Here is a 23,410-nt window from a genome sequence, read left to right on the forward strand (position 1 = left end):
CCTTGCCGATGCGCGCTTTCTCGGCACCCACGTCAATCTCCATGAAAAGGCACAGACGTGTTTCGCCCACCACGGCAACGGGCGCTGCCTGCGCGGCTTGCGCCCAGGCCGATTCGTCGTCGAACACCTTCACTTCACTGAGGCGAGCGAGTGCCTGCAACACAGGCGCAGCCTCGTTCAGGAACGCCGTATCGCCAACGGCATACATCGGCAAGCGCGTGCCAGGCGAGACGTTCAATTCCCCCCGCAATTGACGGCAGCTTTCGACCATCGATTTCAGCCGATCGACATACGCAATTGCAACTGGATCGATCTTGGCCGGCTGCGATTGCGGATACGGCGCGATGCTCACCGAATCACCTGCGATGCCCGCAACTGGCGCTACCTTTTGCCAGAGTTCTTCGGTGATGAATGGAATGATCGGATGCGCGAGGCGCAGGATCGCTTCCAGCGTGCGGATCAATGTGCGGCGTGTGGCGCGCTGCTGGCTCGCGTCGCCATTGCGAATTTGGACCTTCGCAATTTCGAGGTACCAGTCGCAGTATTCGTTCCAGGCGAAGTCGTAGATGGTGTTGGCGACGTTGTCGAGACGATAGTCGGCGAAGCCTTGTGCAACTTCGGCTTCAACCTTTTGCAGCACCGAACTGATCCAGCGGTCGGCCTGGCTGAACTTCATGTAGCCGGGCGGGCAGCCGCCTTGCTCATGCGCGAGGCCGCAGTCCTGGCCTTCGGTGTTCATCAGCACGAAGCGCGTCGCGTTCCAGAGCTTGTTGCAGAAGTTGCGGTAGCCCTCGCAGCGCTTGGTGTCGAAGTTGATGTTGCGGCCGAGACTGGCGTACGAAGCCATCGTGAAGCGCAGGGCGTCGGCACCATAGGCTGGCATGCCTTCGGGGAACTCCTTCTTCACGCGCGCGGCGACTTTGGGTGCCGTCTCGGGCTTGCGCAGGCCTTGCGTGGACTTCTGGATCAGCGTGTCGAGGTCGACGCCCTGGATCAGGTCCACCGGGTCCAGCACATTGCCTTCGCTCTTGCTCATCTTCTGGCCCTGCGAGTCGCGCACGAGGCCGTGGATGTAGACGTCATTGAACGGCACCTGGCCGGTGAAGTGCGTCGTCATCATGATCATCCGGGCGACCCAGAAGAAGATGATGTCGTAGCCGGTCACGAGCACCGACGACGGCAGGAAGAGTTCCTGCTCCAGCGTCTTTTCTGGCCAGCCGAGCGTCGAGAACGGCACCAGCGCCGACGAGTACCAGGTGTCCAGCACGTCGGGGTCGCGGGTCAGCTCGCCGAGGTAGCCGGCGGCCTTGGCGCGGGCTTGCGCTTCATCCTCGCTGCGCGCCACGAACAGCTCGCCGCCCGTGCCGTACCAGGCCGGGATCTGGTGGCCCCACCACAGCTGGCGCGAGATGCACCAGTCCTGCAGGTTGCCCATCCAGTGGTTGTAAGTGTTGACCCACTGCTCGGGGTGGAACTTGACGGCGCCGGTCTCGACGGCCTCGATGGCCTTGGTGGCGATGCTCTTGCCATCGGCGCTCGGCTTGGTGACAGCCACGAACCACTGGTCCGTCAGCATCGGCTCGATGACCTGGCCGGTGCGCTCGCAGCGCGGCACCTGCAGCTTGTGTTTCTTGACCTCGACGAGCAGGCCCTGCGCCTCCAGGTCCGCCACCACGCGCTTGCGGGCGACGAAGCGGTCCAGGCCGCGGTAGGTCTCGGGCGCGTTGTCGTTGATCTTGGCCTGCAGGTCCAGCACCGCGATCATCGGCAGCTTGTGGCGCTGGCCGACGGCGTAGTCGTTGGTGTCGTGCGCCGGCGTGACCTTGACGACACCGGTGCCGAACTCGCGGTCCACGTAGTCATCGGCGATGACGGGGATCTCGCGGTCCGTCAGCGGCAGCTTCACCAACTTGCCGATCAGCGCGGCGTAGCGATCATCCTCGGGGTGGACCATGACGGCCACGTCGCCCAGCATGGTCTCGGGCCGCGTGGTGGCCACGACGACTGAACCCGATCCATCGGCCAGCGGGTAGCGGATGTGCCACAGCGAGCCGTCCTCTTCTTCGGAGCTGACCTCAAGGTCAGACACGGCGGATTGCAGCACCGGGTCCCAGCTCACCAGCCGCTTGCCACGGTAGATCAGCCCTTCCTCGTACAGCCGCACAAAGGTCTCGACGACGACGCCCGAGAGCTTCTCGTCCATCGTGAAGTACTCATGGCCCCAGCTCACCGAGTCGCCCAGGCGGCGCATCTGGCTGGTGATGGTGTTGCCCGACTCCTGCTTCCAGTCCCACACGCGGGCGACGAAGTTCTTGCGGCCCAGGTCGTGGCGGTTCTGGCCGGCGGCCTGCAGCTGGCGCTCGACGACGATCTGCGTGGCGATGCCGGCGTGGTCCGTGCCCGGCACCCACAGGGTGTTGTCGCCCTTCATGCGGTGGTAGCGCGTCAGCGAGTCCATCACCGTCTGGTTGAAGGCATGGCCCATGTGCAGCGTGCCGGTCACATTGGGCGGCGGCAGCTGGATGCTGAAGGACGGCTTGACCGGGTCCAGCGTCGGCTCATACAGGCCGGCGGCCTCCCACTTGGGGCCCCAATGGGCTTCCAGGGCGGCGGGTTCGAAGGACTTGGCAAGTTCGGTCATGGTCGGCGCTTCAAAACGGCACGGGGCGACCTCCTTGCGGAGGGCGCCCCGTGCGGGTCATTCGGGGATGGGGGATTGTCTTACATGAACAAATGTTCCCCGGCGTTTTGGCTGCACTCCTGACGGGGCTTGCCGGAACGCGAGCATCGCGCTTCGCGCTCGGTGCCCCTGCGGGTCACATGAACAAATGTTCACCCGCGTTCTCTCCGCCCAGCACCACGTAGTTCACCTTGCGCAGATCCGCCAGCTGCGTGCCACCGGAATACGAAATCGAGCTCTGCAGGTCTTCCTGCATCTCGCGCAGCGTGTCGCCCAGCTTGCCCTTGACGGGTTCCAGGATGCGCTTGCCCTCCACGTGCCGGTACTCGCCCTTGTTGAAGTCGGACGCCGAGCCGTAGTACTCCTTGTAGAGCTTGCCGTCGACCTCGACCGTCGTGCCCGGCGATTCCTCGTGGCCGGCGAACAGCGAGCCGATCATGACCATCGAGGCGCCGAAGCGCACGCTCTTGGCGATGTCGCCGTGGTGGCGAATGCCGCCGTCGGCCACGATGGGTTTGGTGGCCACACGGGCACACCACTTCAGCGCCGACAACTGCCAGCCGCCGGTGCCAAAGCCGGTCTTGAGCCGCGTGATGCAGACCTTGCCCGGGCCGACGCCGATCTTGGTCGCGTCGGCGCCCCAGGTCTCCAGGTCGATAACGCCTTCGGGTGTGCCGACGTTGCCGGCGATGACGAAGGCCTCGGGGAGCTTCTGCTTGATGTGGCCGATCATTCGCTGCACGCTCTCGGCATGGCCGTGGGCGATGTCGATGGTCAGGTAGTCGGCGCCCACGCCCTCGGCCGCGAGGCGGTCGACGAGTTCGAAGTCCGCACCCTTCACGCCCACGCTCAAGGACACGAGCAGGCCCTTATCGCGCATCGACTTGGCGTAGGCCAGGCTGTCCAGGTCGAAGCGATGCATCACGTAGAAGTAGCCCTCGCGGGCCAGCAACTCGGTGATGGGCTCGTCCACCACGGTTTTCATGTTGGCGGGCACCACCGGCAGGCGGAAGCGGTGCGGGCCGAACTGCACCGAGGTGTCGCAGTCGGAGCGGCTCTCCACGCGGCATTTGCGCGGCAGCAGCAGGATGTTGTCGTAGTCGAAGATTTCCATGTCAGCGGTGCCCGGCCGCCCGAAACCGCTGACGCGCCCTTTGGGGGCAGCCAGCGGAGCGAGCATTGGGGCACGTCCTTTCAAGTTCGCAAGTGATGCCGCGCGTTCATGCAGTGCGCGACCTGGGCTGCGAGCGCTTGACTTGGCGCTGCCGGCTTTTCGCCCGGCACTTTTCGAGCGGGCAAAAAAAACCGGACGCCAAAAATTTGGGCCCGGTGTCTGATTCTACGCAGCCATGGCGAGCCGGGTCCGGGTCAATGGCTGAAGAACTTGCGGTGGATGCGCCGCGTCGTCTGCCACACGGTCAGCAGCACGACGGGAATGGCCACGCCGGCCGCCAGCTCGGGGCTGAACGGCAGCCAGCCCTCGGCCTTCAGCGCCTTGAAGAAGTAGAGCAGCAGGCTGACGACGTAATAGGTGATGGCGGCCAGCGACAGGCCTTCCACGGTCGCCTGCATGCGCAGCTGCGTGCGCTGGCCGTCGCCCAACTGGGCCAGCAACTGCTGGTTCTGTGCCTCGGTGGCGATGTCGACCCGCGTGCGCAGCAGCGCGCTGGCGCGTGAGATGCGCTCCGACAAGCCGGCCAGCCGCTGGGCCGTCGCCGTGACGGTGGCGATGGCCGGCGACAGCCGCCGCTGCATGAACTCGCCCAGCGTCTGCGCGCCCGCCACCTTGCCCTCGTGCAGCTCGCCCAGTCGGGTCTCGACGATGGCGTGGTAGGCCTGGGTCGCGCCGAAGCGGTACTGGTGCTCGGCCGTCGCGTGCTCGATGCGCGCGGCCGTGGAGATCAAATCGTCCAGCAGCTCGGCTTCGGACGCACCGCGCTGTTCAAGCCGCGCCGTGATGGTCGCCAGCGCCGCCTCGACTTCGCTCATCGTCGAACCGAGCGCCTTGGCCGCCGGCAGGCCGCGCAGCGCCATCAGGCGGTAGGTTTCCAGCTCCAGCAGGCGCTGGCAGATGCGGCCGGCGCGGGTCTCGGGTGTGCCGGGTTCAGCCAGCACGACGATGTGCTCGAAGCCGCTGGCGCGCAGGCAGAAGTCGGTCACCACCAGCGAATGTCCGCCCATCATCGACGCGACGACGGCATGGGCGCCGAACCAGGCCTGGGCCTCGGCCAGCGCGCTGGGTGCGAAGGTCAGCGGCCGCTCAAGCATGACCAGCTTGATGGCCGCGAACGTGCGCCCCGGAATGCGGCTCAGCCAGTCGCCGGGCACGCGCAGCGCCAGTGCGTCCAGCGTCTGCGCGCTGGGCTCGGCGTTGGCCGGCAGCGGCTGCACGACCGAGTAGCGCGTGAACTCGGCATGGCGCTCCCACTTCATCGAGAACTCGCCGCAGCGCAGGCGCAGGAAGTTGGCGCGCAATGCGTCCTCGGCCAGTTCGTGCTGGCCGGGCAGGCGCCGCAGGTGGGCGTGCTCGTCGGCGCGGCTGATGCCGTCGTTCAAAACGGCGATATTGACGATGACGGCCGGCAGGCGGATACGCGCCGGCGGGCGGGCATGCACCTCGTTGTGCAGCATCAGGCGCAAGGCATCGTCGGGCGGTAGCAGGCTGTCTTCGTTCATGGGCCCCAGGCTAGTGCGTAGAGAAGGCACCAAAGCGGTTCTATAAAATTTGAGGCTTCGTACTTCATCAGGCGGCGGCTTCCGTCTTCAATATGCAAGCTTCATTCCCGCCCGTCGTCATCAGCGGCACCGGCATCTACCGACCGCCTCATGTCATCACCAACGCGGAGCTGGTCGAGGCCTTCAACGCTTACGCCGATCTGCAGAACGCCGAGCACGCCACCGCCATCGCCGCCGGCGAGCGCGTGGCGCTGACGCACTCCAGCGTCGAGTTCATCGAAAAGGCCTCGGGCATCAAGCAGCGCTACGTCATCGAGAAGGCCGGCGTGCTGGACCCGACCCGGATGTACCCGCGCTTCACGCCGCGCGGCGACGACGAAATCTCGTTGATGGCCGAGATCGCCGTCGATGCGGCGCGCCAGGCCCTGGCGCAGGCCGGCAAGACCGGCGCCGACATCGACGCCGTGCTCTGCTCCAGCGCCAACATGCAGCGCGCCTACCCGGCCATGGCGGTCGAGATCCAGCAGGCACTCGGCGCCGGCGGCTATGGCTTCGACATGAACGTGGCCTGCTCGTCGGCCACCTTCGCGCTGGAGCAGGCCTTCAACGCGGTGCGCTCGGGCGCGAGCAAGTGCGTGCTGGTCGTCAGCCCGGAAATCACGTCGGCCCACCTGGAATGGCGTGACCGCGACTGCCACTTCATCTTCGGCGACGTCTGCACCGCCGTCATCGTCGAGCGGGCGGAAGACGCGACGGGCGCGGAGCAGTGGGAGATCCTGGGCACGCAGCTCGCCACGCAGTTCAGCAGCAACATCCGCAACAACTTCGGCTTCATGAATCGCGCCGAGGACCGCGACCCCGATGCGCGCGACCTGACCTTCTATCAAGAAGGCCGCAAGGTCTTCAAGGAGGTAGTGCCCATGGCCGCAGCCCACATCGAGGCGCATCTGGCCAAGCTGGGGCTTGAGCCGACGCAGATGCGCCGGTTCTGGCTGCATCAGGCCAATCAGGGCATGAACCAGTTCGTCATCAAGAAGCTGGTGGGGGCTGAATCGTCCATCACGGCGGGTAGCGAGATCGCGCCGCTGATCCTGGACGAGTACGCCAACACGGCGTCTGCCGGGTCGATCATTGCCTTCCACCACCACCGGGGTGATTTGCAGGCCGGCGACACCGGCGTCATCTGCTCCTTCGGCGCCGGCTATTCCATCGGCAGCGTGGTGGTGAAGAAGCGGTAGGAGGCTGTCGGGCTTGGGGTCGGGTGCGCGTTGGGCCCGCAAGGGTGCCCAGGCAAGGCGCAAAGCGGAGCGGTACCGGGTGTACCGCGAGCATTTGCAACGCCGAATCGGTGCCCTTGCGGGCCCAACCCGAAGGGCCAGGGCGATTTGCGGGGCGATCCGGCGTTGCGGACTCGTTGTGTGGCCCGCCACACGCCTCGCCCGCGCCTTGTCTCGCTCCGCAACTCGCCCCGGCGCGCACCCGACCCCAAGCCCGACAGCCTCCTAAAAGCGCAGCGACAGCCCCACCGTCCACGCCCAGTCGGGTGTGCTGCGGTTCAGGCCGCGGAAGACGGCCGTGTCGAGCTGGGCGTCGTCGGTGAGTTGCCACGCCAGCCCGGTGCCGGCCGTGACGACCTTGCCCCCGTTTCGCGCCGAAGCCAGCTGCTGGCCCGCAATCTCGGCAAAGCCGTGCAGCTTCTCGCCCAGCGGGATGCCAAGGCTCGTCGACAACACGGCGGCCGTGTAGCGCTGGTCCGCGTCGTTGCGATCCGTGACGAGGCCGGCCATGGTGCCGAGCGACAAATCCGCCGGCAGCTCCCACTGCGCCAGAAAACTCAATGCCGGCCGCAGGCCATGGCCCTTGAACGGCCCGCTGCCGGTCGGCGTCTTCATCTCGAACAGCCAGCCCAGGCCCGGCTTGCTTTCGTCACCGTCCTGCATCTGCCATTTGAAGCCGACCCCCAGGTCGCCACGGCCGCTGGCGTCGGGACCTCGCTGGCGCAGGGCACCGTCGCTGTCCAATCTCAACTCCAGGTCATGGCCGATGCCCAGGCGCCACAGCACCGGCGTCGAGCGCAACCGGGTCCGGCCATCGCGCTGCCAGGCGCCGCTGGCCTCGACCTGGAAGCGGCCGGCCGCCATCACGTCGGGGCCGTTGGTGAAGTCGGGCCGATCGGGCGAAATCGCCTCGTCGGCATGCGCGGCCACGCAGGCAGTCAGAAGCAGCAGCAGGGCAACTCTCATGGCGGGTGACTCTAACGCTGCGCTATCGTGCCGCCCATGAACGACCTGACCTTCTTCTGGCACGACTACGAGACCTTCGGCCGCATGCCCCGGCGCGACCGCCCGGCCCAGTTTGCCGGCCTGCGCACCGATGCCGAGCTGAACGAAGTCGGCGAGCCGCTGATGCTCTATTGCCAGCCCGCGCCCGACTACCTGCCCGACCCCGAGTCCTGCCTGCTCACCGGCATCCTGCCCCAGCACTGCCTGGAGCGCGGCGTGCCCGAGCACGAGTTCGCGGCCAGCATCGAGACCGAACTGGCCCTGCCGGGCACCGTTGGCGTGGGTTACAACAGCATCCGCTTCGACGATGAAGTGACACGCCACCTCTTCTGGCGCAACCTCATCGATCCATATGCCCGCGAGTGGCAGAACGGCTGTGGCCGCTGGGATCTGCTTGACGTGGTGCGCTGCGCCTATGCGCTGCGGCCCGAGGGCATGGCCTGGCCCACGCATGAGGACGGCCGCCCCAGCTTCAAGCTGGAACACCTGACTGCCGCCAATGGCGTGGCCCACGAAGCGGCGCACGACGCGCTGTCCGACGTGCGCGCAACCGTGGCGTTAGCTCGCAAACTGCGCCAGGCCCAGCCCAAGCTGTGGGACTTCTGCGTCAAGCTGCGCAGCAAGCAGGCGGTGTGGGACGAAATCGGCATCGGCAAACCCTTCCTGCACATCTCCGGCATGTACGGCCCGGAGCGCGGCTGCATCGCCGTCGTCTGGCCGCTGGCGCCGCACCCGACGAACAAGAACGAGCTCATCGTCTGGGACTGCGCCGTCGATCCCGCCGAGCTGCTGACGCTGAACGCCGAGGCCATCCGCGCGCGCATGTTCACCAAGCAGGACGCGCTGCCCGAGGGTGTCACGCGTCTGCCCATCAAGACCCTCCACGTCAACAAGAGCCCCATCGTCATCGGCAATCTGAAGACGCTCAGCCCGGCGATGGCGGAGCGCTGGGGCCATGACGTCGAAGGCCAGCTCGCCAACGTCAAGTTGCTGGCCGAGAAGGGCCGGTTGCTGGATGGCTTGTGGGGCGATGTTTTCCAGCGCGAGCCGTTCGATGCGGCCGATGTGGACGAAGACCTCTACGGAGGCTTCATCGGCAACGAGGACCGCCGCACGCTGAACCGCGTGCGCGCCATGCCGGCTGCGCAGCTGGCCGACCGCGCGGCGCAAGGCAAGCTGGCGTTTCAGGATGAGCGGCTGGACGAGCTCGTCTTCCGTTGGCGCGCGCGCAACTTCCCGGCGAGCCTGTCGGCCGAAGAGACCGAGCGTTGGCAAGGTCACCTGGCGGCGCGGCTGCACGAAGGCGAGGGCGGTGCGCAGACATTGGCGGCGTTCATGGAGCGCATCGACCAGCTGGGTGAGAACGTGGACGAGCGCGGCGAGGCCATCCTGTCGGCGCTCTACGACTACGCGGAGCAGATCGCGCCCTGAGCCTTTTCCCGTGATCAGCTTCATGGTCGAAAGCGGCGAGTCCTGCGATAGTCGGGTCTGGAAGACCGACTCGGAGACTCCCATGAGCAGCGCCGTACCCGCCCCGACCGACGATCCCGTCAACGCCCGTCTGCGTGCGTTGCTGGTCAAGGCCCCTACCGCCGTCGCCTTCGTGGTCGGCCAGCGTTTCGAGGTCGTCAGCGACGAGTTCAACCACATGTTCGGCTTTGGGGACGACAGCGACCTGGCCGGCCAGGCCACGCGCTCCGTCCACACCACCGACCTCGCCCACACGGCCCTGCACGAGCGTGCCGCTGCCGCCTTTTCCGCTGGCCGGCCGCTGGACGAGGAGATCGAGTACGTGAAGCGCGACGGCCACCGTTTCTGGGGCCGTCTGCAAGCCACGCCGCTGCAATGGGACGCGCCCGCCGGCGAGGCACTCTGGATCCTCGAAGACGTGACGACCGCTCGCGCCCAGCGCCTGCAGCCCACCTGGACGGCCAAGCACGACGCCGTTACCGAACTGGCCAACCGCCGCGAGTTCGAGCGTCGCCTGGGCGAGCACGTCGGCAGCCGCCGCAACGAGCCGGTGTCGGTGCTGTGGCTGGATGTGGACCGCTTTGGCGAGGTCGTCAAGGGCATGGGCCCCGAGGTGGGCGACCATTTCCTCTATGGCCTGGGCCAGATGCTGATCAGCAAGGTGCGTGCGTCCGACCTTGTCGCACGGCTGGAGGAAGACCATTTCGCCATCCTGCTGCCCGACTGCGACCACCACTACGCGCAGATCATTGCCGAGAAGATTCGCTCCGCCGTGGCGTCGTACCGGCTGCACTGGGGCATGCACCGCACCCGTGTGAAGGCCTCGCTCGGCGTCGTGCAGATCCACTCGACGCTGGGCACCGTCGACGCTGTGCTCGGCGCCGGCGCGCTGGCCTGCACCGAGGCCAAGGCAGCCGGTGGCGACAGCGTGCGCGTCTTCGTCTCCGCCGGCGGCTACGAGGAACTGGCGGGCTGAATCAGCCCACCCCCTACCGGCTACGCCGGCCCCCTCAAGGGGCACTGCCAGTGGCCCGGCAAAGCCGGTTCCACGGCAGTCACGCGGTAATGCGTGCCGTACTGCGCGGCTGCGGTTTCTCTGATCCCCGGAAATGCGGGGTTTTTCGGTGAATGTTCTAAAGTTCAGATCAGCCCGGCCGATGTAGCGGTCATAGCGCTTGAAACTGGATCCCGATGAACGTCGCCCTCTCCACCGCTCTGTCTGGCATCTCGTCCGCGAACGAGCGGCTGCGCGCGTCGGCGTCCAACATCGCCAACCTGGCGGCCAGCAACCAGTCCCGTCCCAGCGTCGAGCCGACCAATGTCGACAAGGTGCCCGAGCGCGAGATCAACCCGGCCAACGAGGTCGTCGAGCAGCAGTCTGCGGCCTATGCCTTCGTCGCCAACATGAAGGTGCTGCAGACGCAGCTGAACACGACCGGCGCGCTGCTGGACATCAAGGCCTGACGCTGGCGGCGAGTTTCATTTCCTGGGCAGCTCTTGCTGCTCAAGCCTTGAGAGCCTGCGCATAGCGCAGCGCCTGGACCCGGTCCAGGGACTGGCGGGCGTCGTCGAAGTCGGGCTCCAGGTCCCGCACCACCTGCAGCAGATTCTCTGCGTGCGGCAGCTGTCCGAGCACTTCCGCCTGCAGCGCGCGCCCGAAGAGTTGCAGGCCCCAGGGATCGCGCGCGGGGCACGAACTCACCTCGGGCGGCACGCTCGGCCACAGGCATCGACGGATCTGCTGGGTCAGCCCTTCGCCGAGGCTGATGAGGTCGGGAGCCGCAATCTGGCCGGTCCAGGGCGGCTGTGAAGGGAGCATCTCGTAGTCCAGCTGATAGCGGGACTGCCCCTGGCTGATGCGAATGCGCACGACCTGCTGCACGTCGAGGCGCCGGCAAAGCATCCGGATGCGTTTGCAGTCCGCCAGATCTGCGGGCACGTCCCTGAGCACTTGCAGCACCTCATGCAGGGCCGGCGTCGTGAACCGGTGGCCCCCCAGAGCCAGCGCGTTGCCAACCAGGGCCATCAATCCGAGCTGTGCCCATTCAACGCCTGGCGTGCCCGCGTGGGCTTCGAAGGGCAGCAGCGCCAGGCGGTGGGTGCCCACGCTGGACGCCTGCAGGCACGCGGTCTCCCGCACCACGTGGACTTCGTCCGTGAAGGCGTAGCCCAACCGGTGAACGGTGCGGATCCGTGCTCTGCCGGCCGGGGTGTCGTCGCCCACGGCGGCCCGGGCCAATGCCACGACCCGCGCGAGGGCGCTGGGCATGACCTGGCTGTCAGGCCACAGCGATTCCAGCAGGTCGGCCTTGGACACGGTCTGGCCGGCATGTTGCACGAGGCAAAGCAGCAATTGGAAAGCCAGCCGTTCGAGATGCCGGGGGCGCCCCGACACCAGGAGCTCACGAGAGCCTGAGCGCAGTTCGCAGTTGCCGAATCGGTAGCAGTTGCCGGAAGGGTTGTTTCGAGGAGGGGTCACATGCGGCTGGGCAGGAGAGGCAGGCTGGGGTGCTCCGTCTCGATCCCAGCGGCGGCGGCTGTATAGGCCGCGCGGAGCAGGTCGAGGTGCTGGCAGGCGCCGCCATGCTCCCGGCCAGCAAGACTCCTGCCAAGCAGGCGCTTGGCCTCGCGCGGCCGGCCCGCAGCGAACTCCACGCGAGCCTGCGCGGCGAGCGCTGCCGGCAGCGCCTGCAGCGTTTTAGGCATACGTCCGAGAAAGGCTTTGGCCTCGCCCAGCGCGCCGAGCCCGGCGCTGATCCATGCCGCGTCGGCCAGCGCCCAGCCTTGCCACATGGCCGCAGGCTGCGCGTGCACTGCGGCCTTCAACAGCATGAGTGCGTGCTCAGGACGACCTTGGGAGTGATCCAGGAAGGCGCGCAGCAGCACGGTGTGCAGGTGGAAGTTCTGGACATCGGTGCTGGCCATGTCCTCGCAGCGCTGCAGCTCGCGGTGCGCCTCGGTGTCGTGGCCGGCACGGATGAGCGCTTCGATGTACCAGGGCAGGGCCTCCTGCTCATGCATGGTGCGGCCGCAGCTTCGACTCCAGCGCAGCGCGACGTCGAAGCATTGGACGGCTTCATCGGTTCTTCCCGCCGCAGTGGCTGCATGCCCCCGGGCACGCCAGGGGGCATCTGCAGAGCAGGCCTGACCGGGCAGGAGGAGCAGGAGATCGTCCGCAGTTCGCCCGGCCAGGCGGCGCACCCATGCCAAGGATGAGATCAGCGCTTCGGTGAGGTCCTCGTGGCCGTGCGCGGTCGCGGCCGCCAGGCCATCGGCGCCCCAGGCGTAGGCGTCTTCCAGTTCGCCGAGATTGGCATGGGCCTCGCACGCGTTGCCGCAGGCCAACCCGAAGCTTCGCTGCTGTGAGTGACGGCGGGCCTGCGTGGCGACAGTCCGGGCCAGTGCTGCCGCCTGCGAGTACCGGGCGTCGCTGAGTTCGCAGGCCGCCTCGACGTTGGTGCAGGACAGCTGCGCGAGTTGGTGGCCATGGGCTTCGCAGCACTCGCGCATTCGCTCGAGGCGCTCCCGCACGGCGGGAATCTTGGCCTGGTACAGGTCCACGCTCGCGGCGGTCAGAAGGGCGCGCACCAGGACTTCGCTGGCACCTATGGCGTCGGCATGCCCTTCGGCCTTCTCAAGATGTACTCGTGCGAGCCCGTAATCTGCCCTCAGGAGATGGAAGCGCCCCAGGGCCAGGTGGGCCAGCGCGCGGGCGTGGCCGTCGTGCCCGTCCGACGTGCCGCTCAGCACACGATCAGCCATTGCTTGCACGCCGACCTGGTCATGCCCTAGTTCAGCCATCGCGCGCAGCAGGTGCAGTTCGGCTTCGCGATGTTGGGGATCGAAATCCAGCGCAAGCCGGTACAGGCGGCAAGCTGCGGCCCACCGCTGCTCTGCGGCAGCCTGCAGGCCACGCGCAAAGGACTCCATCGCGATGGTGGGCGTCCCGTTCTGACCCGGCGCCGGACCTTCCGAGGCCGTCGGCCCGAGGAAGTGTGCCTTCAGCGCGTGGGCCAGGGCTTCTCCGAGGTTGACCGGGGCTATGGCATCGACGGCGGCGGTTGAGCGCCGCTCACGCGGGTGCATGCCGTCGCGGCCATGCAGTTCGTAGTCGATGCGCAGCAGGCGGTCGCCATGAGGCGTGCCGAGCAGCACGAGCGATGCGTGCACGACGTGGGGCACGCCCAGTGTTCGCTGCAGCCATTGCACCCGCGAGGCCGGCTCGGCCGGTACTTCGCCGAGCACGGACAGCATCGAACTCATGGATTCGACGGCAAAGCGCCCGTCTCGCGCCAACAGCTCGCCAACCAGCACGGCCACGCCGACGCAGGCCCAGTCGAGAGACCTGTCGCCCGACTCATTGCGCAAAGGCAGCACGGCCAGCCGGATGGGTGCCGCGTTGCGAGCCGGCTCGGATGTGTCCTCCAGCACGAACCGGTAACCCACGCGCGGCACGGTTCGGATGAGCCCCTTGCCGCCCTGATCGCCCAAGGCGCGGCGCAGCTTCAGCAGGCAACGATCCAATGCTGCATTCGAACGCTTCGCGGCAGGCCACAGACGCTCCGCCAGTTCGGTCTTGGTCACGACCCTGCCACGTCCGTGGAGCAGATGGCGCAGCAACTCCAAAGGCTGGGGCTCGATGGGGACGGCCATGCCATTCACTTTCAACACACCGGCTGCGAAATCCGCTTCGCAGCCGCCGAACCTGACTCGCATTTGCAGCATGGGTCGAAAGGGTAAGGGCGCTCGCTGCGCTTGCACATCCAGATCGCCACGAATGACGGTCGGAATGTGGTCGACACGATCCAGGGATATCCCGCGTTGGTCAGGGTTTCATCAAGACCCGGCACCTGGCTCGACCTAAATTGCGTCGCTCGAAGAGCTGCATTCATCATCAGCACCGCTCAGCCGCACCCTTGAAGGGGCGGTGCATTGGGGGGCTTACCGGCCAACACCCCAACGCTCTTCGGACCCACTTGTCGGCAGTCGTCACCCTTGACTGCACTCATCCAAACCCTGGACTCGCCACAGACCCTCACCATGACATCCAAATCCATGCGTCCCTTGTTCCGGTTTTCGCTGATCGCGGCGGCCGCCATCGCTTTCGCCCCGCTGACGGCCCTTGCCGGCGGCGCCTCCATCGACCCGATCGGGGAGGCGACAACCTCGCACGCCGACTATGCAAGCAACCTGATCATCAAGTACCGCGAGGGTTCGGCCGGCCGAGTCAACGCCAATGCACTGAACATGGCCGTGGCGCATGCCGCGCTGCTTCAGAGTGGTGCCCAGATGCACTACTACCGGACGCTGGCTTCGGGCGCCCACGTCATGCAGTTGAACCGTGAAATGCCCATCCGCGAACTGGAGGCGGCGGCGCGGGCGATGGTCGCGACCGACCCGAACATCGAGTTCGCTGAACCGGACCGCCGCGCCTACAAGGCCCTGACGCCCAATGACACGCAATACACGAAGCAGTGGCACTACTTCGAGAAGACTGCAGGCATCAATGCGCCGGCGGCATGGGACGCCTCGACCGGCAACGGCGTCGTCGTGGCCGTGCTGGACACCGGCTACCGTCCTCACGGGGATCTGGCCCGGAACATCGTGAGCGCTGGCTACGACATGGTGACCAATGTCTCGACGGCCAACGACGGCAACGGCCGCGACAACAGCGCCCTGGACCCCGGCGACTGGCACTTCGCGGGCCAGTGCTCGTCCGACGACCGGGGTGGCAACAGCTCCTGGCACGGCAGCCACGTCTCCGGCACCATCGCCGCAGTGACCAACAACGGCGCTGGCGTGGCTGGCGTGGCCTTCGGCGCCAAGATCCTTCCAGTGCGGGTGCTGGGCAGGTGTGGCGGCCAGGCCAGCGACATGGCCGATGCCATCACCTGGGCGGCAGGCGGCGGGGTCTGGGGCGTGCCTGCAAACACCACCCCGGCACGGGTGATCAACATGTCGATATCCGGCACCGGCAGTTGCCCGGCTGCCATGCAAAACGCCATCAACTTCGCCCGTTCCAGGAACACGGTGGTGGTGGTGGCGGCCGGCAACTTCAACAAGAATTCGTCGGGCTATTGGCCCGCCAACTGCTCTGGCGTTATCTCGGTGGCTGCGGTCGGCCGCACTGGCGGCAAGGCCTCGTACTCCAACTTTGGCAACCTCGTCACGCTGGCCGCGCCGGGCGGCGACATGGCCAACAGCCAGGCCGACGGGGTTTACTCGACCGTGAACACCGGCACCATGTCGCCAGTGGGTGATGGCTACGCTTTCTACCAGGGCACGTCGATGGCTACGCCGCACGTCGTGGGCACCGTGGCGCTGATGCTCGCCAAGAAGCCAAGCCTCACCCCTGACCAGGTGGCCAGCCTGCTGAAGTCCACGGCCCGCAGCTTCCCCAAGACCTGCGACGAGTGCGGGGCCGGCATGCTCGACAGCGCCGCAGCGGTGGCCGCAGCCAGCCGTTGATGCCCTTTACGGGCGAGGCGGATCACCGCCTCGCCCGTCCAGGCCGGCCTCGAAAGGTGAAGACCAGAGGAGGCCGCCCGGTCAGGGCAAAGCAAAAGGTCCGCCTTGAGCCTCAGGCCGCCTTTTTTGCCCGCGCGGTTTCACCCCGTTTGTCACGCGGCTCCGTACAAGCAGAGGTCCCCACCCCTGCGAAGGTTCCGCCATGAGTTCGCTGCCTCCTCTGCGCCGCCGCACCGCCTTGCTCCAGTTGGCCGCGCTCACCGGCTTGGCTGGCCTGCACGCCAGCTGTGCGGCTGTCCCGCCGCCGTCCCTGCTCGACATGCAACTGGTGGACCGCGACAGCGGCGCCTTGTTGACCCAGTACCCCAACAGGGGCCGCCGCTTCAGCCCCGGCACGCCGGGTGCGCGCTACGGCATCCGGCTCAGCAACCGCAGCGGCGAGCGTGTGCTGGTCGTGTTGTCGGTGGACGGGGTCAACGCCATCACCGGCGACACGGCCGCCTGGAGTCAGTCGGGCTACGTGCTGAGCCCGGGCGAGAGCTGCGACATCACAGGCTGGCGCAAGAGCGACGAGCGCATCGCGGCCTTCGAGTTCACGTCGCTCGGCGATTCCTACGCGGCGCGCACCGGACGAGCGGCCAATGTCGGCGTGATCGGCGCAGCGGTGTTCCGCGAGGTGGTGGTGCCGCCGCCGGCGATCTACGAGAGCCCGGCGCCCGTGTCGCCCAGCACCCTGAGCCGCCTGAACGGTGCAACGGCCGACGCGGCCCAGGCTTCGCCGGTGCGTGAAAGAGCGGGGCGCGCCGAGGCCGAACGTGCGGCGTCGGCCAAGCTGGGCACCGGGCATGGCGCCTCGGAGTGGTCGCCGATCCAGCACACCGGCTTCCAGCGGCGCAGCAGCCGGCCCGAGCAGGTGCTGGAGATCCATTACGACAGCCAGGCCAACCTGATGGCGGCAGGCATCATGCCCAAGCCCATGGCAAGCGCGCCGCGCGCCTTCCCCAACAGCGGCGGCGGCTATGTGCCCGACCCGCCGGCGCGCTGGTGAGGTCTCGCGTGATGCAGCAACCCGCTGGGCCGGCGTAGCATCCGCGCCGCATGGCCGCGAGCGAACCCGCCGATGAAGAGCTCATTGCCAGCTATCTGCGTGGCGACATGGGTGCGTTCGACCGGCTCTACCGCCGCCACGACCGCAAGACCTTCGGCTTTGTCCGCCAGATGCTCCACCCCACGGACCGCGCCACGGTGGAAGACCTGCACCAGGACGGCTGGCTGGCCGTGGCAGCCAAGGCCGCGAGCTTTGCGCCGGGCAAGGCGAGGTTCTCGACTTGGCTCTACACCGTGCTGCGCAACCAGGTGCTGGACCATCTGCGTGCCCGTCAATCACGGCCCGTGGGCGACGGCGAGGCCGATCCCGATGACCTGGCCTCATCTGTCGCCGCTCCCGAGCAGGTGCTGTCCGAAAAGCGCCTGGTGCTGGCCGTGGAGCGCGAATTGCTGGCCCTGTCGGTCGAGCAGCGCGAGGCCTTCCTGCTCTTCACCGTCGTTGAACTCAGCCTCGCCGAGATTGCCAACGTGACGCAGGCCCACCCCGAAACCGCCAAGACCCGGCTGCGCTATGCCCGGGAAGCGCTGCGGCACCGCTTGAGCGAGTGGCGTGATGGCTGAGTTCGACCCCACCACCCCGAACGACGCGACCGAGGCGGCCTACGCGCGAGCTTTGCTGGGCGACGACGACGGGCGGGAGCAGCGCCGTGCGCGGCTGATGGCGGCGCTGCCGCGGCCGGCCGGCTCGGGAACCATTCCGGTGGCTCGCGCCGAACTGGCGTGGCGCTGGCAACCCTACGTGCTGGGCCTGCTGGCCACGGGGCTGCTGGTGGCCGCGGTGCTCGCCTTCAAGGGCCGTCCTGTCGCGCCGCAACCGCAAGCCGATCCGCGATTGGCGGCCGGCCAGCCGGCGTCGGCGGCCATCGTGGTGGCGCAGGCGGAGCCGCCGGCCGAACCCGCGCCGGCGATCACCAAACCGTCGCGCGCTGCCGCCAAGGCCAGCCCGTCGAAGCCTCGCACGACGCAGAGTGAGGCCGTGGTGGTTGCGGATGCGGCATCGCCTCCGCTGTTGAGGGTGAGCGAAGCGCCTGTGGCGTCTGCGCGCGAACCCGCCGCAACTGTCGCCGCTGCTCCGCCGCCGGCAGCTGCGCCGGCAGTGGCTGCCGCACCGCCCAGGCTGCTGGCTGAATCTGCCGCGCCGCCGGCCTCGGGCCAGGCGGAGGCGCCCGCCACGGTGGTGGTGCGTGGCGCACGGGCGCAGATCACGCAGAGCCTGGCGGCGTCGGACGCCCAGTCAGCAAAGTCCGTCGCGACGGCAGACGCCATGCTGCTGGCCGCCGTCAATCGGGCGGATTTGCCTGCGGTGCGGGCGGCGTTGCAGGCCGGCGCGTCCGCCCAGCAGCGCGACCCGCAAGGCCGCACGGCGCTGATGCTGGCCGCTCGCACCGGCGCGCGCGATGTCGTGGACCTGCTGCTCGCAGCCGGTGCCCGCAAGGGCGACCGCGACCCCCTGGGCTGGACGGCTGCGGATCATGCCGAGGCCCAGGGCCGCAACGATCTGATCGACCTGTTGCGCTGAGCCGCCCAATAAAAAGCCCGCCGGGCTTGCGCGCGGCGGGCTGGCTTTGGGGTCGGTCAGGTTCAGGCGGCCACGGTTCTAGCGGTTTCGGCGTATTCCTCGATCTGATCGAAGTTCATGTACTTGTAGATCGACGCGCCGTCCTTATTCACGACGCCCATCGCCTCGTGGTACTCCTGCACCGTCGGGATGTGACCCAGCTTGGATGCGATGGCCGCCAGTTCGGCCGAGGCCAGGAACACGTTGGTGTTCTTGCCCAGGCGGTTGGGGAAGTTGCGGGTCGACGTGGACACGACGGTCGCGCCCTCGCGCACCTGGGCCTGGTTGCCCATGCACAGGCTGCAGCCCGGCATTTCGGTGCGTGCACCGGCCGTGCCGAAGGCGGCGTAGTGGCCTTCCTTGATCAGCTCGCTCTGGTCCATCTTGGTGGGCGGTGCCACCCACAGCTTGACCGGGATGTCGCGCTGGCCGCCGAGCAGCTTGGCCGCCGCGCGGAAGTGGCCGATGTTGGTCATGCACGAGCCGATGAAGACCTCATCGATCTTGGTGCCGGCCACGTCGGACAGGAACTTGGCATCGTCGGGGTCGTTCGGGCAGCAGAGGATGGGTTCCTTGATGTCGGCCAGGTCGATCTCGATGACGGTGGCGTATTCGGCGTCCTTGTCAGCGTCCAGCAACTCGGGGTTGGCCAGCCAGGCTTCGACCTTCTCGATGCGGCGCGCCAGCGTCTTCGCGTCGGCATAGCCGTCGGCGATCATGTTCTTCATCAGCACGACGTTGCTGGTGAGATATTCCTTGATCGGCGCCGGATTGAGTTTGACCGTGCAACCGGCGGCCGAGCGCTCGGCGGAGGCGTCGCTCAACTCGAAGGCTTGCTCGACCTTCAGGTCCGGCAGGCCTTCGATTTCCAGGATGCGGCCCGAGAAGACGTTCTTCTTGCCGGCCTTGGCAACAGTCAATAGGCCGGCCTTGATGGCGTACAGCGGGATGGCGTGCACAAGGTCGCGCAGCGTCACGCCCGGCTGCATCTCGCCCTTGAAGCGCACCAGCACCGATTCCGGCATGTCCAGCGGCATCACGCCAGTGGCAGCGCCGAACGCGACCAGGCCGGAGCCGGCGGGGAAGGAAATGCCGATGGGGAAGCGGGTGTGCGAGTCGCCGCCGGTGCCGACGGTGTCGGGCAGCAGCAGGCGGTTCAGCCAACTGTGGATGATGCCGTCGGCCGGGCGCAGCGACACGCCACCGCGGTTGCTCATGAAGGCGGGCAGCTCGCGGTGGGTCTTCACGTCCACGGGCTTCGGGTAGGCCGCCGTGTGGCAGAAGGACTGCATGACCAGATCGGCCGAGAAGCCCAGGCAAGCCAGGTCCTTCAGCTCGTCGCGGGTCATCGGGCCGGTCGTGTCTTGCGAGCCGACCGTGGTCATTTTGGGCTCGCAGTAGGTGCCCGGGCGCACGCCCTGGCCTTCCGGCAGGCCGATGGCGCGGCCAACCATCTTCTGTGCCAGCGTAAAGCCGGCCTTGGTCGCGATGGGGGGCGCGGGCAGGCGGAACAGCGTGCTGGCGGCCAGGCCCAGGAACTCGCGGGCCTTAGCGGTCAGCGAGCGGCCGATGATGAGGTTGATGCGGCCGCCGGCGCGCACTTCATCGAAGAGCACGTCGCTCTTGAGCTTGAAGGTGGCGACCGTCTCGCCGTTCTTCACCAGCTTGCCTTCATAGGGCAGCACGTCGATGACGTCGCCCATCTCCAGCTTGGACACGTCCACTTCGATGGGCAGCGAGCCGGAGTCTTCCTGTGTGTTGAAGAAGATCGGCGCGATCTTGCCGCCCAGCGTGACGCCGCCGAAGCGCTTGTTCGGCACGAAGGGGATGTCCTGGCCCGTGGCCCAGATGACCGAATTGGTGGCGGACTTGCGCGAGGAACCGGTGCCCACGACGTCGCCGACGTAGGCCACGACGTGGCCCTTCGCCTTCAGGTCGTCGATGAACTGCATCGGGCCGCGCTTGCCGTCGTCTTCGGGCACGAAGGCGGCGTCGGCGCGGGTGTTCTTCAGCATCGCCAGGTAGTGCAGCGGGATGTCCGGCCGGCTCCAGGCGTCGGGCGCGGGGGACAGGTCATCGGTGTTGGTTTCGCCGGGCACCTTGAAGATGGTGACGGTGATCTTGGTGTCGACCTCGGGGCGGCTGGTGAACCACTCGGCGTTCGCCCAGCTCAGCATCACTTCCTTGGCCTTGGCATTGCCGGCCTTGGCCTTGGTGGCGACGTCGTTGAAGAAGTCGAACATCAACAACGTCTTCTTCAGGCCCTGGGCCGCGACGCTGGCCACGCCTTCGTCCGCGTCATCCAGCAGCTCGATCAGCGGATGCACGTTGTAGCCGCCCACCATGGTGCCGAGCAGCTCGGTGGCCTTGGCCTTGGAGATCAGGCCGACGGCGATGTCGCCGTGAGCGACGGCGGCCAGGAACGAGGCCTTGACCTTGGCGGCATCGTCCACGCCCGGGGGCACGCGGTGGGTCAACAGGTCGAGCAGGAACTCGTCTTCACCGGCCGGCGGTGCCTTGATCAGTTCGATCAGCTCGGCGACCTGCTTGGCTTCCAGGGCCAGGGGCGGAATACCGAGAGCGGCGCGTTCAGCGACGTGTTGGCGGTAGGCGGTGAGCATGGGGTTCTCCAGTTGAAATCAAGTCGAAATCAGGCGCCAGGCACGATGACCTTGAGGCCTTTGAAATAGTCGCGAAAAAAGCCTTGGTCGCGGGTGATCAGCGCCTGGCACTGCAGCAGTGCATGGGCGCCGACCAGGAAGTCGGGCACGGTGCGCGGGCCGGCTGCGGCCTCGCCGGCGGCTCGACGGCGCTCTTTGTAGCGCCGCTGCATTTCGCCGGCACGCACGGCCGAGCGAGATTCGATGGGGGAATAGACGATGCCGACACCTTCCAGCGCATCCAGCAACTCGGCACCGAAGCCCAGGCCCGAGACGACTTCGCCGAGCACGACATCGCACGCAACAACCGGGCCACGCGACAGGGCCTGGCGCAGGCAGTCCTCGGCCGCTTCGGCGCCGGCGTCGCCACCGAGCAGATCAACGAGAACGGAAGAGTCGATGGCGATCACGGCTCGACCGGATCGCCGGGCGCACGGCCGCGCAGTTCGCGCATCACGTCGTCGGTGGTGACGCCTTCGGGCAGCTTGAAGCGGCCACGCAGCTTGGCCAGCGCGTCGTCGACGTTCTTGCGCAGGATGATGCGGCCGCCATCGAGCTCGACCTTGAGCGTGGTGCCCTTGGTCAGCCCCAGGGCATCCCGGACGGCTTTGGGCAGGGTGATCTGCCCGCGTTCGGCAACAGTAGCTTCCATCGCGCCTCCAGCGGCTGAGCGCTGCGGAGGCGGCGACTCAGGTATGCATCAGAAAGTATGCTTTCATTCTACATACCTCTACGAAGCAGTTTCAAGCGGGATGCCTCACTTGCCGGCCGCCGGCGTGATGCCGAGGCTGTTTCGTGCGGATTCCGCAGCTTCGGCTTCCGGGTCGGCGATCTTGGCCGCCATAGCGGCGGCCATCAGCTTTGCCTGCTCGGGGTGGATGCAGTCGTCCAGCACGCGTTGACCGATCTTGGTGTCCAGCAGCATGGACTTGTTGGCGATCTGAATCATCAGCGTGCGCCCGGTCACGTCTTCCAGGCGCAGCGCGCCGGTGGACGACAGCACGGGCTTCATGGTGATGAAGAGCTTCTGCCAGGCCACCGTGATGTAGCCGGCCATCTTGGGGTGCTTGTCGATGCGAACGGTCTGGTTGAACTCGCAGGCGTAGTCGCCGAGGTAGGCGCGCTCGGACGCGACGAGTTGAGCCTCGTCGGCCTCGGTCAGCACGGGCTCGGCAGGCGCAGGCGGGGCCTTCGTGGCCGGAGCGGCCTTGGCGGCCGACTTGGTTTGAGGCTTGGAAGCAGGCTTGGCTGCAACGGGTTTTGCTGCGGGTGTTGCGGCGGGCTTTGCGTGAGGCGTCTGGGCCAGGGCGGGGAGGGCGGCGCAGAGGATCAGCGCAGCGGCGCTGCGGCGGAGCGGAGGAAACTGCATCGAGCGTGAGGAGGGAAAGGTGAGTGGGATGAAGGCGGCGCATCATGGCCTTGAAACAGCCGCGCCGCCGTGAGCGGATGTAGGCATTGTCCGGCGCGGTAAATCGCACGCAGGCCCGTGCTTTACCCGATGGCTGCTGTGAAAAACGCCCGCCGGGCTTCGGCCGGCAGCGTGCGGCCCGTGCGCTCGGCGCGCTCGAGAACGGTCCAAAAATAGCGATAGCTGGCGCGGTCGTGCAATCGGTCACGGAAAGATATCGGCGCCCATTGCTGGGCTTGCGCGGCCATCAGCAGCTCGGCGGCTTCCTCGATCTCGTCGGCCGCCGGCGCGAAGGCGTCGACGATGGGGCGGATCTGGTCCGGATGGATGCTCCACATGCGTGTGTAGCCAAAGTCGCGGGCGGCACGGCGGGCTGCGGCGGCGAGGGCGGCGCTGTCGCGGAACTCGGTGACGACGCAGTGCGAAGGCACCTTGCCGAAGGCGTGCGCGGCAGCTGCGATCTCCAGCTTGGCGCGCACGACCAGCGGGTGCTCGAACTGTCCCGGCAGCTCCATCGCCGTCTTGGGGATGGCGCCACCGTGAGCCGACACGAAGTCCATCAGGCCGAAGGACAGCGACTCGATGCGCGGATGTGCGGCGATGCGGAAGACCTCGCGCAACGCGCCGTGAGTCTCGATGAGCACCTGCAGCGGCAGCTTCGGCTGGCCGTGGCGATCGCAGGCGGCGTCGATGGCGGTGGCGGCGCGCTCCACGTCGTCCGCGCTGTCGGGCTTGGGGATCATCAGATAGGCCAGGCGCCCGCCGGCCTTGGCGATCAGCGTGTCGACGTCGGCCTCGAACGCCGCATGGCCGACGGGATGGACGCGGGCGCCGACGCGGCCGAAGCGGTTGGCGGCACTCGTGGCCAGCTCGGCGATCAGCAGCGCGTGCTCGGCCTCGCCGCCGACGGGCGCACCGTCTTCAGCGTCCAGCGTGATGTCGAAGACTGGGCCCAGTTCGGCCTGCAGCGCCAAGCTCTTGCGCATGCGGGCCTCGACGCCGCAGTAGTGGTCGACCACGGGCAGCGCAGGCCGTGCGGCTTCATGGCCGAACAAGGCGGCGCGGGGATGCAGAAGGGCACTCATCTCATCACTTTACCCA

At 67.4% G+C, this 23,410-nt stretch carries 19 protein-coding genes; 8 read left to right on the plus strand and 11 right to left on the minus strand.

The features are described from left to right. The 3 genes from ABIS05_RS07805 to ABIS05_RS07815 all read right to left on the minus strand — a co-directional run. A partial coding sequence (locus ABIS05_RS07805; RefSeq protein ID WP_348009767.1) for a valine--tRNA ligase occupies positions 1 to 2,641 on the minus strand: 2,641 nt, incomplete at its 3' end. A 175-nt stretch (positions 2,642 to 2,816) separates the two neighbouring features. Continuing rightward, a complete protein-coding gene (locus ABIS05_RS07810; protein ID WP_348009768.1) occupies positions 2,817 to 3,794 on the minus strand; it encodes a GMP reductase in 978 nt (325 codons plus the stop codon). Positions 3,795 to 4,048: 254 nt separating this feature from the next. Continuing rightward, positions 4,049 to 5,356, minus strand: a complete 1,308-nt coding sequence (locus ABIS05_RS07815) for a DUF3422 domain-containing protein (RefSeq protein ID WP_348009769.1) — start codon at positions 5,354 to 5,356, stop codon at positions 4,049 to 4,051. Between the two features lie 92 nt (positions 5,357 to 5,448). Here ABIS05_RS07815 and ABIS05_RS07820 point away from each other — a divergent pair, with 92 nt between their 5' ends. Beyond that, positions 5,449 to 6,594: a beta-ketoacyl-ACP synthase III gene (locus ABIS05_RS07820; RefSeq protein WP_348009770.1), complete on the plus strand. Its 1,146-nt coding sequence runs from the start codon at positions 5,449 to 5,451 to the stop codon at positions 6,592 to 6,594. 264 nt (positions 6,595 to 6,858) lie between these two features. On the opposite strand, the gene ABIS05_RS07825 is transcribed toward ABIS05_RS07820, so the two are convergent. Further along, positions 6,859 to 7,599 carry a transporter gene (locus ABIS05_RS07825; protein ID WP_348009771.1) on the minus strand — a complete coding sequence of 247 codons (741 nt, stop codon included), beginning with the start codon at positions 7,597 to 7,599 and terminating at the stop codon, positions 6,859 to 6,861. A 36-nt stretch (positions 7,600 to 7,635) separates the two neighbouring features. Here ABIS05_RS07825 and sbcB point away from each other — a divergent pair, with 36 nt between their 5' ends. The 3 genes from sbcB (at position 7,636) to ABIS05_RS07840 (ending at position 10,572) form a co-directional block, all read left to right on the plus strand. Then, positions 7,636 to 9,069 carry an exodeoxyribonuclease I gene (gene sbcB, locus ABIS05_RS07830; RefSeq protein ID WP_348009772.1) on the plus strand — a complete coding sequence of 478 codons (1,434 nt, stop codon included), beginning with the start codon at positions 7,636 to 7,638 and terminating at the stop codon, positions 9,067 to 9,069. Positions 9,070 to 9,151: 82 nt separating this feature from the next. Continuing rightward, positions 9,152 to 10,084 carry a GGDEF domain-containing protein gene (locus ABIS05_RS07835; protein WP_348009773.1) on the plus strand — a complete coding sequence of 311 codons (933 nt, stop codon included), beginning with the start codon at positions 9,152 to 9,154 and terminating at the stop codon, positions 10,082 to 10,084. 215 nt (positions 10,085 to 10,299) lie between these two features. Then, the gene (locus ABIS05_RS07840; protein WP_348009774.1) at positions 10,300 to 10,572 is read left to right on the plus strand and encodes a hypothetical protein; all 273 of its coding nucleotides are present in this window, start codon (positions 10,300 to 10,302) and stop codon (positions 10,570 to 10,572) included. A gap of 40 nt (positions 10,573 to 10,612) precedes the next feature. Here ABIS05_RS07840 and ABIS05_RS07845 read toward each other — a convergent pair whose 3' ends face one another. Both ABIS05_RS07845 and ABIS05_RS07850 read right to left on the minus strand, forming a co-directional pair. Continuing rightward, positions 10,613 to 11,587: a winged helix-turn-helix domain-containing protein gene (locus tag ABIS05_RS07845; RefSeq protein WP_348009775.1), complete on the minus strand. Its 975-nt coding sequence runs from the start codon at positions 11,585 to 11,587 to the stop codon at positions 10,613 to 10,615. Next, entirely contained in the window at positions 11,584 to 13,833 is a 2,250-nt protein-coding gene (locus ABIS05_RS07850; RefSeq protein WP_348063237.1) for a winged helix-turn-helix domain-containing protein, read from the minus strand. The genes ABIS05_RS07845 and ABIS05_RS07850 overlap by 4 nt, the downstream gene beginning before the upstream one ends. Positions 13,834 to 14,163: 330 nt before the next feature. On the opposite strand from ABIS05_RS07850, the gene ABIS05_RS07855 reads away from it, so the two are divergent. From ABIS05_RS07855 to ABIS05_RS07870, 4 genes are all read left to right on the plus strand, one after another. Beyond that, positions 14,164 to 15,576: a S8 family peptidase gene (locus tag ABIS05_RS07855; RefSeq protein ID WP_348063238.1), complete on the plus strand. Its 1,413-nt coding sequence runs from the start codon at positions 14,164 to 14,166 to the stop codon at positions 15,574 to 15,576. A gap of 202 nt (positions 15,577 to 15,778) precedes the next feature. Next, positions 15,779 to 16,624: a hypothetical protein gene (locus ABIS05_RS07860; protein ID WP_348009778.1), complete on the plus strand. Its 846-nt coding sequence runs from the start codon at positions 15,779 to 15,781 to the stop codon at positions 16,622 to 16,624. A gap of 50 nt (positions 16,625 to 16,674) precedes the next feature. Continuing rightward, on the plus strand, positions 16,675 to 17,244 hold the full coding sequence (locus ABIS05_RS07865) for a sigma-70 family RNA polymerase sigma factor (protein ID WP_348009779.1): 570 nt from the start codon (positions 16,675 to 16,677) through the stop codon (positions 17,242 to 17,244). After that, positions 17,237 to 18,202 carry an ankyrin repeat domain-containing protein gene (locus ABIS05_RS07870; protein ID WP_348009780.1) on the plus strand — a complete coding sequence of 322 codons (966 nt, stop codon included), beginning with the start codon at positions 17,237 to 17,239 and terminating at the stop codon, positions 18,200 to 18,202. The genes ABIS05_RS07865 and ABIS05_RS07870 overlap by 8 nt, the downstream gene beginning before the upstream one ends. Positions 18,203 to 18,264: 62 nt before the next feature. On the opposite strand, the gene acnB is transcribed toward ABIS05_RS07870, so the two are convergent. The 5 genes from acnB to ABIS05_RS07895 all read right to left on the minus strand — a co-directional run bounded on the left by acnB (position 18,265) and on the right by ABIS05_RS07895 (position 23,394). Continuing rightward, positions 18,265 to 20,862: a bifunctional aconitate hydratase 2/2-methylisocitrate dehydratase gene (gene acnB, locus ABIS05_RS07875; RefSeq protein WP_348009781.1), complete on the minus strand. Its 2,598-nt coding sequence runs from the start codon at positions 20,860 to 20,862 to the stop codon at positions 18,265 to 18,267. Between the two features lie 29 nt (positions 20,863 to 20,891). Beyond that, entirely contained in the window at positions 20,892 to 21,311 is a 420-nt protein-coding gene (locus ABIS05_RS07880) for a type II toxin-antitoxin system VapC family toxin (protein ID WP_348009782.1), read from the minus strand. Then, on the minus strand, positions 21,308 to 21,553 hold the full coding sequence (locus tag ABIS05_RS07885) for an AbrB/MazE/SpoVT family DNA-binding domain-containing protein (protein ID WP_056196361.1): 246 nt from the start codon (positions 21,551 to 21,553) through the stop codon (positions 21,308 to 21,310). The genes ABIS05_RS07880 and ABIS05_RS07885 overlap by 4 nt, the downstream gene beginning before the upstream one ends. 105 nt (positions 21,554 to 21,658) lie before the next feature. Then, positions 21,659 to 22,270, minus strand: coding sequence for a hypothetical protein (locus ABIS05_RS07890; RefSeq protein ID WP_348009783.1), 612 nt, complete (start codon positions 22,268 to 22,270; stop codon positions 21,659 to 21,661). Positions 22,271 to 22,392: 122 nt separating this feature from the next. Then, the gene (locus ABIS05_RS07895; RefSeq protein WP_348009784.1) at positions 22,393 to 23,394 is read right to left on the minus strand and encodes an aldolase/citrate lyase family protein; all 1,002 of its coding nucleotides are present in this window, start codon (positions 23,392 to 23,394) and stop codon (positions 22,393 to 22,395) included. Between the last annotated feature and the right edge of the window lie 16 nt (positions 23,395 to 23,410).

This window comes from Roseateles sp. (assembly GCF_039929605.1).
GTDB lineage: Bacteria > Pseudomonadota > Gammaproteobacteria > Burkholderiales > Burkholderiaceae_C > Pelomonas.